Raw genomic sequence first — 13,614 nt, 5'->3', positions numbered from 1 at the left:
ATCGGTCAACTCCCGTGCAGAAGAGGGCGGCTGACGGCCTGTGAAGTCCAGCGTGGCCGATAAACGCCCTTGCGGCGGATTCACTCATGTCGGCCGAATGGCGATCGTGTGACAGGGGTGGTCATGGACACGCGGGGGGCCCAGGTACTCAATAGGCTCCGGACACACTTCGGCCCCTACGACTTGGAGCTTTCGTGCACCGCAGAATCATGGCGCCGGGCGCACTCGCAGCCGCCTCCCTGATGCTGGCGATCCCGGCTTCGGCCGCGAGTCACTCCCCCGGCGCTCCGGGCATCGGCGACCCCTACTACCCGGCCTACGGCAACGGCGGCTACGACGTCTCCCACTACGACCTGCGGCTGAGGTACCAGCCCGCCACGGACCGGCTGGAGGGGACGGCGACGCTGCTGGCGAAGACCACGCAGGACCTGTCCCGCTTCAACCTGGACTTCCTGCTGGACGTCAGCGAGGTCCGGATCAACGGCGCGAAGGCGTCGTTCGCGACCTCCGGCGAGCACGAGCTGGAGATCACGCCGAACAAGCCGCTGGCCAAGGGCACGTCCGTCACGGTCGTCGTGCGCTACAGCGGTGTGCCGTCGACGAAGGAGGCGTACGGCTTCAACGCGTGGCTGCGCACTCCGGACGGCGGGGTCGCCGCGGGTGAGCCCGAGGGTTCCTGGTGGTGGTATCCGAGCAACGACCACCCGCTGGACAAGGCGACGTTCGACGTGTCGGTGCAGGTGCCGAACGGTACGCAGTTCATCTCCAACGGCACGCTCCAGGGGACGAGTTCACGGGCCGGCTGGACCCGCTACTCCTGGCGCTCCAACAAGCCGCAGGCGACATATCTCGCCACCTTCGCGGCGGGACGCTTCGACGTCACCACGGGGACGTCCGAGAGTGGCATTCCGATCATCAACGCCTACAGCAAGGACCTGGGCGACCACGCGAACGCGGCACGGGCGAGCATCGAGCGGAGCGGGGAGATCGCCGACTGGCTGAGCGAGTACTTCGGGCCTTACCCGTACAACGCGCTCGGCGGGTATGTGCCGAACACGCGGACCGGGTACGCGCTGGAGACACAGACCCGGCCGTTCTACAGCCCCGCGAACTTCGCGAACGGGTCGAACACCTCGGTCGTCGTGCATGAGCTGGCCCATCAGTGGTGGGGCGACCTGGTGTCCGTCAAGGGCTGGAAGGAAATCTGGATCAACGAGGGCTTCGCGCGGTACGCGCAGTGGCTGTGGTCCGAGCACGAGGGCGAGGGGACGGCGCAGGAGATCGCCGACTACGTGTACGCCTCGCGCTCGGCCGACGATCCGTTCTGGACGGTGAAGCCCGGTGACCCCGGGCCGGAGAAGCAGTTCCATATCTCCGTGTACGACCGGGGTGCGCTGGCGCTCCAGGCGTTGCGGAACGAGATCGGGGACGAGGCGTTCTTCGCCGTTCTGAAGGGCTGGCCGCAGAAGTACGCCTACGGCAACGCCACGGTGGCCGACTTCGTGCGGTACGCCGAGGAGGTGTCCGGCAAGCGGCTCGGGTCGCTGTTCGACACGTGGCTGTTCCAGCCGTCGAAGCCGGGCGCGCCGGCGGCGCGCAGTGCGTCGATCGCCAAGTCGGCGCCGGCGCAGCCGAAGTCGTGGAAGAAGATCGCCGCGACGAATGAGGTGCACGAGCACTGAGCGGCGGAGCCGCATGTCGGTACGGCCCCGCACCCCTAGGGGGTCGCGGTGCGCCGGAGTAGTTCCTTGAGGTCTATCGCGTTCGTCTCCGTCGACGGGACCGTGCACGCGTGGGCGCCGGCGACTGTGCCGTACCGGGCGCTGCGCCTTGGGGTCTCGCGGTTCAGCCAGGCGTAGAGGAACGCGGCGGCGAAGGCGTCGCCCGCGCCGTTGGAGTCCACCACCGGCGCGGGCGGTGTCGCCGCCGGCACGTGGGTCAGTTCGTCGTCGGCCAGTACGTAGGCACCCTTCGCACCGGCCGTGGCCACGACCACCTCGGCCCGGCCCCGGTCGGTGATGCGGCGCATCGTGCGCTCGGGGTCGGCCAGGGCGGCGGCGGACAGGAAGACGACGTCCGCGGCCTGTGCGAACGGCTCGTGGTACGGGTTCTCACCGTCCCAGTCGTGCAGGTCGGTGGAGAGCGTCGCGCCCGTCTCGCGCAGGAGGGGCAGGGCGTGGGCACAGGGTTGGGTGATGGCGACGTGGACGTGGCGGCTCGCCCCGGCCAGGTCACGCACCGTGGCCTCGGGGAGGCGGTCGTCGGCGTGGCCGCGGCTGGTGTCGTACAGCGACAGCCGTCTGCCGTCGGGGCTCACGAGGTTGACGGCGCGCTTCGTGCCCGCGGGCTGCGGGATCGCGGTGAGCGCGATGCCCTTCTCTCGGTGGAGGGCCCGGACGAGGTCGCCCTCGGGGTCGTCGCCGAGCATGTCGAGGTGGTGGGTGCGCAGGCCGAGAGCGCTCAGACCGAGGGCCACGAAGTCGCCGGTCTGGCCGGCGCGCGTACGGATGCCGGAATCGATCATGTAGCTGTCGGCGTACGGCAGCGGAAGCTCCGGCACGTACACGATGGTGTCGACGCCGGCCCCGCCGAGTACGAGGACGTCGATGTCGCGGCTCAACTTCCGTCCTCCCCGTGGTCGTAGACGGTGACGGCGATGCCGCGCCGGAAGGGCAGGCTATCTCGCCGTGGTCCCACCCGACAGTGCGCACCTGATGGCCGTACGTGGCTTGTCGCGCAGTTCCCCGCCCCCCTGGTCGGCGTGGGCCCGGCCGCACGACGAAGCGCTCGGTACCTCGGTCGGATGCCCTTCACCGACGGAACGGTGGCGTCACCCCGGACATAAGTGATCTCCGACATGACGCCACCGTAGGGGCCGCCACTGACAACGGCCCCGGGATTACTTCGTGAGGTCGGCCAGTTCGCGGTCCTCCGTCTTCGCCGTGCGGCGGCGGATCGCGTACCAGCCGGCGATCAGCATCGCGGCGATGGCGGGGATGAGGAGGAGGGTCTTGCGGCCGACCTCGGGGTCGTTCCACATCATGCCGAGGCAGGCCAACAGGAAGACGACCGTGGCGATCTCCGTGACGGGGCTGCCGGGGAGGCGGAAGGAGGGGCGTTCGACCAGGCCCGCCTTGGCGCGGCGGACGAAGATCAGGTGGCAGACCATGATGATCACCCAGGTCGAGATGATGCCGAGGGAGGCCACGTTGAGCACGATCTCGAAGGCCTGGGTGGGCATGAGGTAGTTGAGGCCGACGCCGAGGACGCACACGGCGCAGGTCAGCAGGATGCCGCCGTAGGGGACCTGGCTGCGGTTCATACGGGCCGTGAACTTCGGGGCCGAGCCCGCCATGGCCATCGAGCGCAGGATGCGGCCCGTGGAGTAGAGGCCGGAGTTGAGGGAGGACATCGCCGCCGTCAGGACCACCAGGTTCATCACGTCGCCGGCGGCCGGGACGCCGATCTTCGACAGGACCGTGACGAAGGGGCTCTGGTCGGCGGAGTAGACCGAGCCGGGGAGCAGGAGGGCGAGGAGGACGACCGAGCCGACGTAGAACAGGCCGACGCGCCACATGATCGAGTTCACCGCGCGCGGGACGACCTTCTCCGGCTCCGCGGTCTCGCCCGCGGCCACGCCGACCAGCTCCAGCGCGGCGTACGCGAAGATCACGCCCTGCATGACCAGGACGACCGGCATCAGGCCGTGCGGGAAGACACCGCCGTTGTCGGTGATGACGTTCAGGCCGGGCGTCGTACCGCCCACCTCGTGCTGGGTGGCCAGCAGGAAGATGCCGACGAACATGAAGGCCACCAGCGTGGCGACCTTGATGATCGCGAACCAGAACTCCATCTCGCCGAAGATCTTCACCGAGATCAGGTTCACCGCCAGCACCACGGCCAGCGCGATCAGGGCCAGCGTCCACTGGGGGATGCTCGTGAACATGCTCCAGTAGTGCGTGTAGAGCGCGATCGCGGTGATGTCGGCGATACCGGTCGTCGACCAGTTCAGGAAGTACATCCAGCCCGCGACGTACGCGCCCTTCTCCCCGAGGAACTCGCGCGCGTACGACACGAACGAGCCGGACGAGGGACGGTAGAGGACGAGCTCGCCGAGGGCTCTCACCACGAAGAAGGCGAAGATGCCGCAGACCAGGTAGGCGATCGCCAGCGCGGGGCCGGCGTTGTGGAGGCGACCGCCTGCGCCGAGGAAGAGGCCGGTGCCGATGGCACCGCCGATGGCGATCATGTTGACGTGGCGGGCCTTGAGGTCCTTGCTGTAACCGGCGTCGCCCGCGTCCGCGGGCACCTGGGCCGCGTCGGTACGGGGTGCGGCCACTGCCGTGTTCACGGCGTCCTTGCTCACGGGTGGTACCACTCTCTGGTGCGCCCGAGCGGGTCGCGCTCGGGTGTCCGGACGAACGTATGGCCTGCGCCCTTCCGTAAAAGGCACAGACCAAGGGGCCACCTTCCCCCACGGAGCGCGACTCACGCGGTGGCGTACGTCACAGAGCGTTACTTGTCACAGGAACTCACGGTTCGTCGCGAGAGGTGTCACAGCAGTGGTGAGACAGCGATACTGCTGCACATGACGACCGGCACCGAGGAAGATCCCCTCACGATCGACGAGCTGGCCGCGCGGGCGGGTATGACGGTCCGTACGGTGCGGTTCTACGGCACCAAGGGCCTGCTGCCGCCGCCGGTGATCGGTCCGCGCAGGGTGGGGCACTACGGTCGCGAGCATCTGGCCCGGCTGGCGCTCATCGAGGAGCTCCAGCAGCAGGGCATGACGCTCGCGGCCATCGAGCGGTACCTGCAGCAGCTGCCGCCGGACCTGGACGCCCATGACCTCGCCATTCACCGGGCGGTCGTGGCCTCCTGGGCCCCGGACGCCATCGAGACGGTGACGCGGGCGGAGCTGGAGCGCCGGGCGGGGCGGGCGCTCGGGGACGACGACGTGGAGCGGCTGGTCGCGATGGGGGTCGCCGAGGCAGCGGACGGCGGTTACCGCGTCGATCTCGGACTGCTGCGGCTCGGTGTCGGGCTGCTGGACGTCCCGCTGTCTCAGGAAGCGATCCTCTCGGCGCGCAACGTCCTCATCGAGCACGCGCGTGCCGCCGCGCACGAACTGTCGCGGCTCTTCCGCGGCGAGGTCTCCGAACGGGCCGCGCGGGACGTGAAGTCACTCTCCGCGTACATGCACCCCCTCGTCGTGCAAGCCCTGCTGACGACCTTTCAGCGTTCCCTGCGCGAGGACCTGCGGGAGTGGCTGGGCGGCGTGCCGGAGACGGCGGCGGATGAAGGCGGATCCGCCTGACACGTGCGTGGTCCGCGCCCTCGCCGCGCAGGAGGTTCAGCAGGGCGAGGGTGGGCGGCCACGGGAGGGCGAGGGCCGGGTGTCCACGGGAGCCAACAGCCCCGTGGCCGCTCAGCGATACGTCAGCGGCCGTCGGTGAACGTCTCCCCCTTCTCCGCCTTCTCGACCAGCAGCGCGGGCGGCGTGAACCGGTCGCCGTAGCGCTCGGCCAGCTCACGCGCGCGTGCCACGAATCCGGGCAGGCCGACACCTCCCCCGGCGCCCCCGTCGTAGCCGTTGATGTACTGGAGGACGCCGCCGGTCCAGCCGGGGAAGCCGATGCCGAAGATGGAGCCGATGTTGGCGTCGGCGACGGAGGTCAGGACGCCCTCCTCCAGCAGCTTGACCGTGTCGAGCGCCTCCGAGAACAGCATGCGTTCCTGCATGTCCTCGAACGGGATCCGGTGACCCGGCTTCGTGAAGTGCTCGCGCAGCCCCGGCCACAGACCGGTCCGCTTGCCGTCCGCGTCGTACTCGTAGAAGCCCGCGCCGCCGCTGCGCCCCGGGCGGTCGAACTCGTCGACCATGCGGTCGATGACGGCCTCGGCGGGGTGCCCGGCCCAGGTGCCGCCGGCCTCCTCCACGGCCCGCTTGGACTCGTTGCGGATCTTGCGCGGGAGGGTCAGGGTCAGCTCGTCCATCAGGGACAGGACCTTCGCCGGGTAGCCCGCCTGCGCGGCCGCCTGTTCCACCGACGCGGGCTCGATGCCCTCGCCGACCATCGCGACGCCCTCGTTGATGAAGTGGCCGATGACCCGGGAGGTGAAGAAGCCGCGCGAGTCGTTGACGACGATCGGCGTCTTGTTGATCTGCCGGACCAGGTCGAAGGCGCGGGCCAGCGCCTCCTCCCCCGTCCGCTCGCCCTTGATGATCTCGACGAGCGGCATCTTGTCGACGGGCGAGAAGAAGTGCAGCCCGATGAAGTCGGCCTGGCGCTCGACGCCTTCGGCGAGGGCGGTGATCGGCAGCGTCGAGGTGTTGGAGCACAGCAGCGCGTCCGGCTCGACGATGTTCTGGATCTCCTGGAAGACCTTGTGCTTGAGCTCGGGGTTCTCGAAGACGGCCTCGATCACCGCGTCGCAGCCGGCCACGTCCTGCGGGTCGGCCGTCGGCGTGATCCGGGCCAGCAGCGCGTCGGCCTTCTCCTGCGTCGTACGGCCCCGGGAGACCGCCTTGGCGCACAGCTTCTCGGAGTAGCCCTTGCCCTTGACGGCGGCTTCGAGCGCCACGTCCTTCAGGACGACCTCGATGCCCGCGCGGGCGCACGAGTAGGCGATGCCCGCGCCCATCATCCCGGCACCGAGGACGGCGACCTTGCGGACCTTGCGGGGCTCGATGCCCTTGGGGCGGTTGGCGCCGGAGTTGACGGCCTGGAGGTCGAAGAAGAACGCCTGGATCATGTTCTTCGACGTCTGGCCGGCCGCCAGCTCCACGAAGTAGCGCGCCTCGATGGCCTGGGCGGTCTCGAAGTCGACCTGGGCGCCCTCGACGGCGGCCGCGAGGATGTTGCGCGGGGCCGGGTAGGGGGCGCCGCCCGTCTGCTTGCGCAGGTTGGCGGGGAAGGCGGGCAGGTTCGCCGCGAACTTGGGGTTGGCGGGCGTGCCGCCGGGGATGCGGTAGCCCGGCCTGTCCCAGGGCTGCTGCGACTCGGGGTGGGCCTCGATGAACGCGCGTGCCTTGGCGAGCAGTTCGTCCTGCGTGGTGGCCACGTCGTCGATCAGGCCGTTCTGCAGGGCGCGCTGCGGGTTGTACTGGGTGCCCTGGAGGAGGACCTTCAGCAGGGCGTCGGCGATGCCGAGGAGGCGGACGGTGCGGACGACACCGCCGCCGCCCGGCAGCAGACCGAGGGTGACCTCGGGGCAGCCGATCTTGGAGCCGGGCGCGTCGAGGGCGATGCGGTGGTGGCAGGCGAGCGCGATCTCGTAGCCGCCGCCCAGGGCCGCGCCGTTCAGCGCGGCGACGACCGGCTTGCCGAGGGTCTCGATGCGGCGCAGCTGGCGCTTGATCGCCATGCCGCCTTCGAAGAGGTCCTGCGCGGTCTCCGGCGTGACCCGGATGAGGTCGCGCAGGTCGCCGCCCGCGAAGAAGGTCTTCTTGGCGGAGGTGATGATGACACCGCGGATGGTGTCCTTCTCGGCCTCCAGGCGGTCGGTGATCACGGCGAGGGAGTCGCGGAACGCCTGGTTCATGGTGTTCGCGGACTGGTTCGGGTCGTCGAGGACGAGGGTGACGACGCCTTCGCGGTCCTGTTCCCAGCGGATGGTGGTGGACTCAGTGCTCATGGGGAGGTGCTCCGTGTGATCCGTCGGGAGGGGGGTCAGATGCGCTCGACGATGGTGGCGATGCCCATGCCGCCGCCCACGCACAGCGTGGCGAGGCCGTACCGCTTGTCCTGGCGCTCCAGTTCGTCGACGAGCGAGCCGAGGATCATCGCGCCGGTCGCGCCGAGGGGGTGGCCGAGGGCGATGGCGCCGCCGTTGACGTTGACCTTGTCCAGGGACAGGCCCATGTCCCGCACGAAACGCAGCACGACCGCCGCGAACGCCTCGTTGATCTCCACGAGGTCGATGTCGTCGATGGTCAGCCCGGCCTTGGCGAGCGCCTTGCGGGTGGCGGGCGCGGGGCCGGTGAGCATGATGGTGGGCTCGGAGCCGGAGACGGCGGCGGAGATGATGCGGGCGCGCGGGGTGAGTCCGTAGCGCTCGCCGACCTCGCGCGAGCCGATGGCCACCAGCGAGGCGCCGTCGACGATGCCGGAGGAGTTGCCCGCGTGGTGGACGTGGTCGATCTTCTCGACCCAGTGGTACTTCTGCAGCGCGACGGCGTCGAAGCCGCCCAGGTCGCCGATGTCCGCGAAGGACGGCTTCAGCTTGGCGAGGGAGTCGGCGGTGGTGCCGGGACGCATGTGCTCGTCGTGGTCGAGGACGACCAGGCCGCTGCGGTCCTTGACCGGGACGACGGAGCGGTCGAAGCGGCCCTCCTTCCAGGCCGTCGCCGCGCGCTCCTGGGAGAGCGCGGCGTACTCGTCGACGTCCCGGCGGGAGAAGCCCTCGATCGTGGCGATCAGGTCGGCGCCGATGCCCTGCGGCACGAAGTTGACGGCGAGGTTGGTCATCGGGTCGTTGAACCAGGCGCCGCCGTCCGAAGCCATCGGCACCCGGGACATGGACTCCACGCCGCCCGCGAGGACGAGGTCCTCCCAGCCGGAGCGCACCTTGGCGGCGGCCATGTTGACGGCCTCCAGACCGGAGGCACAGAAGCGGTTCTCCTGGACGCCGGCCACGGTGTCCGGCAGGCCCGCGGCGACGGCGGCGATGCGCGCGATGTCGGAGCCCTGGTCGCCGACCGGGCCGACGACGCCGAGCACGATGTCGTCGATGGCGGCCGGGTCGAGGCCGGGGAAGCGGTCGCGGATCTCGTGGATGAGGCCCACGACGAGGTCGATGGGCTTGGTGCCGTGCAGGGCGCCGCTGGCCTTGCCGCGGCCGCGCGGGGTGCGGATCGCGTCGTACACGTACGCTTCGGTGCTCACTGGTAAGCCTTTCGAGGGTGAGGTCAGCCCAGCAGGGAACGGCCGATGATCTCCTTCATGATCTCGGTCGTCCCGCCGTAGATGGTCTGGATGCGGCCGTCGGTGAAGGCACGGGCGACCGGGTATTCGCTCATGTAGCCGTAGCCGCCGTGCAGTTGCAGACAGCGGTCGGCGACCCGCTTCTGGAGCTCCGTCGCCCACCATTTGGCCATCGAGGCGTGGACGGCGTCGAGCTCCCCGTTCGAGTGATCCTCGATGCAGCGGTCGAGGAACGTGCGGGTGACGGCGCATTCGGTGGCCATCTCGGCTATCTCGAACCGGATGTGCTGCTTGGTGGCGAGCGCCCTCCCGAACGCCTCGCGCTCCTTGACGTAGTCGGTGGTGATCTCCAGCAGGTGCTCGGCGGCGGCGATCGCGGAGACGGCGATGCTCAGCCGCTCCTGGGCGAGGTTCGTCATCAGGTGGACGAACGCGCCGTTGAGATCGCCGAGGAGGTTCTCCTTGGGCACGCGCACGTCGTTGAAGAAGAGCTCGGCCGTGTCCTGCGCCTTCTGGCCGATCTTGTCGAGGTTGCGGCCGCGTTCGAAGCCGGCCATGCCGCGCTCGACGACGAGCAGCGACAGCCCGTGCGCGCCGCCCTCGGGTGTCGTTCTCGCGACGACGATTACCAGGTCGGCGAGGATCCCGTTGGAGATGAACGTCTTGGAGCCGCTGAGCACCCAGTGGTCGCCGCGGTCCTCGGCGTGGGTGCGGATGCCCTGGAGGTCGGAGCCGGCGCCGGGCTCGGTCATCGCGATGGCGGTGATCAGGGAGCCGTCGCAGAAGCCCGGCAGCCAGCGCCGCTTCTGCTCCTCGGTGGCGAGGCCGGTCAGATACGGGCCGATGATGTCGTTGTGCAGGCCGAGCGCGAGGCCCGGGGCGCCAGCGCGGGTGAACTCCTCCGCGAGGACGGCGCTGTAGCGGAAATCGGGGGTGCCGCCGCCTCCGTACTCCTCGGGCACCGCCATGCCGAGCAGGCCCTGCTTGCCGGCCGCGCGCCAGGCGTCGCGGGAGACGATGCCGTCCTTCTCCCACTGCGCGTAGTGGGGCAGCACCTCCTTGTCCAGGAAGCTGCGCACGGTCGCGCGGAACGCGTCGTGCTCGGGGGCGAAGATCTGCCGCTTCATTCGGGGCCCTTCATAGGTCCTGGTCCTTCAGGAGGTCGGGTACGTCCCAGTCGCGCGCCACGTCCGCGGTGTCGGCCCCGGGCTGGGCGGGGCCCCTCCGTACGGCGGTCGGGGTCGCAGAGAAGCGGGGGGCCGGGGCGGGCTGGGTGATGCCGCCGTGGTCGGTGAAGGTGCCGCGGGCGGCGAGGTGGGGGTGGTGCGGGGCCTCGCGCAGGGACAGCACGGGGGCCACGCAGGCGTCGGAGCCCTCGAAGACGGCCGCCCACTCGTCCCGCGTACGGGACTTGAAGCGGACGGCGACGGCCTCGCGCAGGTCGCCCCAGCGGGAGAAGTCCTTGCGGGCGGAGGCGAACTCCTCGATGCCGAGCAGGTCCAGGAACTCGGCGTAGAACTGCGGCTCCAGGGCGCCGACCGCCATGTACCCGCCGTCGGCGGTCTCGTAGGTGCCGTAGTACGGGCAGCCGCCGTCCAGGAGGTTGGCGCCGCGCCGGTCCTGCCAGCCGCCGGCGGCGAGCATGCCGTGGATCATCGCGGAGAGGTGGGAGGTGCCGTCGACGATGGCGGCGTCGACGACCTGGCCGGCGCCGGTGGCGCGGGCGTGGTGGAGGGCGGCGAGGACGCCCACGACGAGGTAGAGGGAGCCGCCCGCGTAGTCGCCGACGAGGTTGGCGGGGACGGCGGGCGGTTCGCCGGGGTTGCCGATCATGCCGAGGGTGCCGGTGAGGGCGATGTACGCGATGTCGTGGCCGGCGCGGTCGGCGAGCGGCCCGTCCTGGCCCCAGCCGGTCATCCGGCCGTAGACGAGCCGCGGGTTACGGGCGTGGCAGGCGTCCGGGCCGACCCCGAGGCGCTCGGCGACGCCGGGCCGGTAGCCCTCGATGAGGACGTCGGCGCGGGCGGCGAGGCCGAGCACGCGCGCGGGGCCGTCGGGTGCCTTGAGGTCGACGACCACCGAGCGTTTGTTGCGGTTGGTGATGTCGTACGCGGTGTCGATGGCGAGTCCCGTGCCGCCGGGCCGGTCCACGCGGACGACGTCGGCGCCCAGGTCGGCGAGGAGCATGGCGGCGAACGGGCCGGGCCCGATCCCGGCCAGCTCGACCACGCGCACGCCGGTGAGCGGGCCCTGTCCTGGCGTCGTCGCCATCCTGCCCCCAGGGGTATGACACTACTGCTGTAACACCAGTGATGCTAAGAACATGCCGCAGTGGACACAAGAGCAAGCGCTTAGGAAGTTACCCGCCGGAAGCCCGGCCGCGAACCCGCCGCGGCGGATTCAGCGCGCGTCGAGCTCCGCTATCAGCCGCTTCGGCGCGATGGTGCGGTAGCTCTCCTCCACCCAGTCGCACAGCAGCTCCGCCGCCGGGGCGCCCTTCTGCTCCAGCGGGATGGAGACCCAGCCCGACCTGCCCAGGCCGTATCCGGCGGGTTCGGCGCCGGGACAGGTCAGGGCGTGCGCGTGGGCGGCCTCCTCCTTGAGCTTCACCGTGATGCCCATGGGGTAGCTGCCGTCGTCGACGCCGAGGAAGACGAACACCTTCTTGTTGACCTTCGCGACCGTCTCACCCCAGGGGAACTCCTCGGCCGCACCGGGCATCCCGAGGGCGAACTCGCGTACTTTTTCCCACTTCTTCAGGGCAGTCCTGGGCACGGCCACCGCATACCTCCGGGCTCGTCGTCGGGCTCCGCACCCCTCACGCTAGCCTCGGCCACCGACAACGGCGCGTGGTGCGGGACCGAGGGGTGTCATGAGCAGGCTGAGCAGGACGGATCGTCCCTACGACATCGTGCTCTTCGGAGCGACGGGCTTCGTCGGGGTACTCACCGCGGAGTACCTCGCCGAGCACGCGCCCGAGGGGCTGCGGTGGGCGATCGCCGGCCGCAGTGGCCGGAAGCTGGAGCGGCTGCGCGAGTCGCTGCCCGGCGGGGAGCAGGTCGGGGTGCTGGAGGCGGACGTCGCCGACCCGGCCTCGATGCGCCGGCTCGCCGAGCAGGCGCGCGTGGTGGCCACGACGGTGGGTCCCTATGTGATGTACGGCGAGGATCTCGTCGCCGCCTGCGCGGACACCGGCGCGGACTATCTCGATCTCTCCGGAGAGCCGGAGTTCGTGGACCTGACGTACGTCCGGCACGACGCACGCGCGCGTGAGACGGGCGCGCGGCTGGTGCACGCGTGCGGCTTCGACTCGATCCCGCACGACCTGGGCGCGTACTTCACCGTCCAGCAGCTGCCGGAGGGCGTGCCGCTGACGGTGGACGGGTTCGTGACGGCCGACGCGACCTTCTCGGGCGGTACGTTCGCCTCGGCGCTCAACCAGTTCGCGCGCGGGCGCCAGATGCTGGCCGCCGGGCGCGACCGCGCGCGCCACGAGCCGCGGCTGATGGGACGCCGGGCCGCAGCGCCGACGGGTGCGCCCCGGTTCGCCAAGGAGGTCGGCGCCTGGGCGCTGCCGCTGCCGACGATCGACCCGCAGATCGTCAAGCGCTCCGCGCGGGCCCTGGAGCGCTACGGCCCCGACTTCCGCTACCGCCACTACGCCGCCGTACGGCACCTTCCCGTGGCGGTCGGCGGGGTCGCGGCGATGGGCGCGCTGTTCTCGGCCGCCCAACTGCCGCCCGCCCGCCGCTGGTTGTCCGACCGGCTCAAGCCCGGCGAGGGGCCCGGCCCCGAGAAGCGGGCGCGGAGCTGGTTCTCCGTCCGCTTCGTCGGCGAGGGCGGCGGCAAGCGGGTGTTCACCGAGGTGGCGGGCGGCGACCCCGGGTACGGCGAGACGGCGAAGATGTTCGCCGAGTCGGCCCTCTCCCTGGCCTTCGACGACCTGCCGCCGACGGCCGGCCAGGTCACCACGGCGGTCGCGATGGGCGACGCCCTGATCGACCGCCTGCGCGCGGCGGGCCTCACCTTCCGGGTGGCCGCCGTCCGCTGAACCGGCGCGCGCCTACAGCGGCCAGCCCGCGATGGTGTAGATCATCCCGATGATCCATCCGAGCCCCGCGAGCGTGGCCACCACGAGCGCCGCGGTCACGGCACGCTCGACGGGACGGTCGGGGTCGGCGAGGGGCTTGGGGGAACGGTGCGTCGTCATGAGGCACAGCCTGCCGATCACGGTGGGCCGGCGGCATCCGTACGGGTACTCAGTCGAGGTACTCAGCCGGCCCGTTCAGGACGTGCCGTCGGTTCCGGCCGGCGGCCACTCCCCCAGCGCCTCGGCGATCCGGTTCCGTGTGCCGCGATCCTGTGCGAGGGCGGCGAGCCGGACGGCGAGGGGCCCGACCTGCCAGCCCACGTGGTGGTCGAAGAAGGGCGCGGGACCGGCCGCGTTGTGGGCGAGTTCGGCGACCGTTTCACCGAGGCGGAGCAGTATGCGCCGCTCCTCGGTGAGCTCGTCCTCCGCGGGCGCGCGCCCGCGGACCTCGCCGAACACCTCGCGGCCCCGGCACCATCGGTCACGGTCGGCGGCCAGTTCCAGGGCGGCCTCGATCTCCGGCGGGCGCTCCCCGCCCTCCACCGCCGCCGCGAGCACGCGGCCGGCCCAGGTCACCGGATCGCGCTGCCGCTCGAA

General features: G+C 70.8%; 11 protein-coding genes. 3 read left to right on the top strand and 8 right to left on the bottom strand.

The features are described 5' to 3' along the window. The first annotated feature begins 194 nt into the window (after window positions 1-194). A complete protein-coding gene (locus tag ACIRD7_RS04805; protein WP_403449733.1) occupies window positions 195-1,682 on the top strand; it encodes a M1 family metallopeptidase in 1,488 nt (495 codons plus the stop codon). A 35-nt stretch (window positions 1,683-1,717) separates the two neighbouring features. Here ACIRD7_RS04805 and ACIRD7_RS04800 read toward each other — a convergent pair whose 3' ends face one another. Both ACIRD7_RS04800 and ACIRD7_RS04795 read right to left on the bottom strand, forming a co-directional pair. Then, the gene (locus tag ACIRD7_RS04800; RefSeq protein WP_403449731.1) at window positions 1,718-2,620 is read right to left on the bottom strand and encodes an adenosine kinase; all 903 of its coding nucleotides are present in this window, start codon (window positions 2,618-2,620) and stop codon (window positions 1,718-1,720) included. A gap of 279 nt (window positions 2,621-2,899) precedes the next feature. Continuing rightward, complete coding sequence (locus ACIRD7_RS04795) at window positions 2,900-4,366, bottom strand: amino acid permease (RefSeq protein WP_403449729.1); 1,467 nt, start codon at window positions 4,364-4,366, stop codon at window positions 2,900-2,902. Between the two features lie 222 nt (window positions 4,367-4,588). Between ACIRD7_RS04795 and ACIRD7_RS04790 the strand changes: the two genes are divergently transcribed. Next, the gene (locus ACIRD7_RS04790) at window positions 4,589-5,317 is read left to right on the top strand and encodes a MerR family transcriptional regulator (protein WP_403449727.1); all 729 of its coding nucleotides are present in this window, start codon (window positions 4,589-4,591) and stop codon (window positions 5,315-5,317) included. 122 nt (window positions 5,318-5,439) lie between these two features. Here ACIRD7_RS04790 and ACIRD7_RS04785 read toward each other — a convergent pair whose 3' ends face one another. The 5 genes from ACIRD7_RS04785 to ACIRD7_RS04765 form a co-directional block, all read right to left on the bottom strand. Further along, entirely contained in the window at window positions 5,440-7,638 is a 2,199-nt protein-coding gene (locus ACIRD7_RS04785) for a 3-hydroxyacyl-CoA dehydrogenase NAD-binding domain-containing protein (protein WP_403449724.1), read from the bottom strand. Between the two features lie 35 nt (window positions 7,639-7,673). Further along, complete coding sequence (locus tag ACIRD7_RS04780) at window positions 7,674-8,888, bottom strand: acetyl-CoA C-acetyltransferase (protein WP_403449721.1); 1,215 nt, start codon at window positions 8,886-8,888, stop codon at window positions 7,674-7,676. Window positions 8,889-8,911: 23 nt separating this feature from the next. Continuing rightward, complete coding sequence (locus ACIRD7_RS04775) at window positions 8,912-10,054, bottom strand: acyl-CoA dehydrogenase family protein (RefSeq protein ID WP_403449719.1); 1,143 nt, start codon at window positions 10,052-10,054, stop codon at window positions 8,912-8,914. 10 nt (window positions 10,055-10,064) lie between these two features. Next, window positions 10,065-11,198 carry a CaiB/BaiF CoA transferase family protein gene (locus ACIRD7_RS04770; RefSeq protein WP_403449716.1) on the bottom strand — a complete coding sequence of 378 codons (1,134 nt, stop codon included), beginning with the start codon at window positions 11,196-11,198 and terminating at the stop codon, window positions 10,065-10,067. A 129-nt stretch (window positions 11,199-11,327) separates the two neighbouring features. Beyond that, on the bottom strand, window positions 11,328-11,708 hold the full coding sequence (locus ACIRD7_RS04765; protein WP_403449713.1) for an MmcQ/YjbR family DNA-binding protein: 381 nt from the start codon (window positions 11,706-11,708) through the stop codon (window positions 11,328-11,330). 91 nt (window positions 11,709-11,799) lie between these two features. Between ACIRD7_RS04765 and ACIRD7_RS04760 the strand changes: the two genes are divergently transcribed. Then, window positions 11,800-12,978: a saccharopine dehydrogenase family protein gene (locus ACIRD7_RS04760; RefSeq protein WP_403449710.1), complete on the top strand. Its 1,179-nt coding sequence runs from the start codon at window positions 11,800-11,802 to the stop codon at window positions 12,976-12,978. A gap of 12 nt (window positions 12,979-12,990) precedes the next feature. Here ACIRD7_RS04760 and mmpA read toward each other — a convergent pair whose 3' ends face one another. Continuing rightward, entirely contained in the window at window positions 12,991-13,137 is a 147-nt protein-coding gene (gene mmpA / locus ACIRD7_RS04755; protein WP_403449707.1) for a morphogenic membrane protein MmpA, read from the bottom strand. Between the last annotated feature and the right edge of the window lie 477 nt (window positions 13,138-13,614).

It is taken from the genome of Streptomyces sp. NPDC093568 (genome assembly GCF_044764945.1).
Lineage (GTDB): Bacteria > Actinomycetota > Actinomycetes > Streptomycetales > Streptomycetaceae > Streptomyces.
The sequence above is the reverse complement of the archived record's forward strand: the minus strand, read 5'-3'. Positions and strand labels throughout refer to the sequence as shown.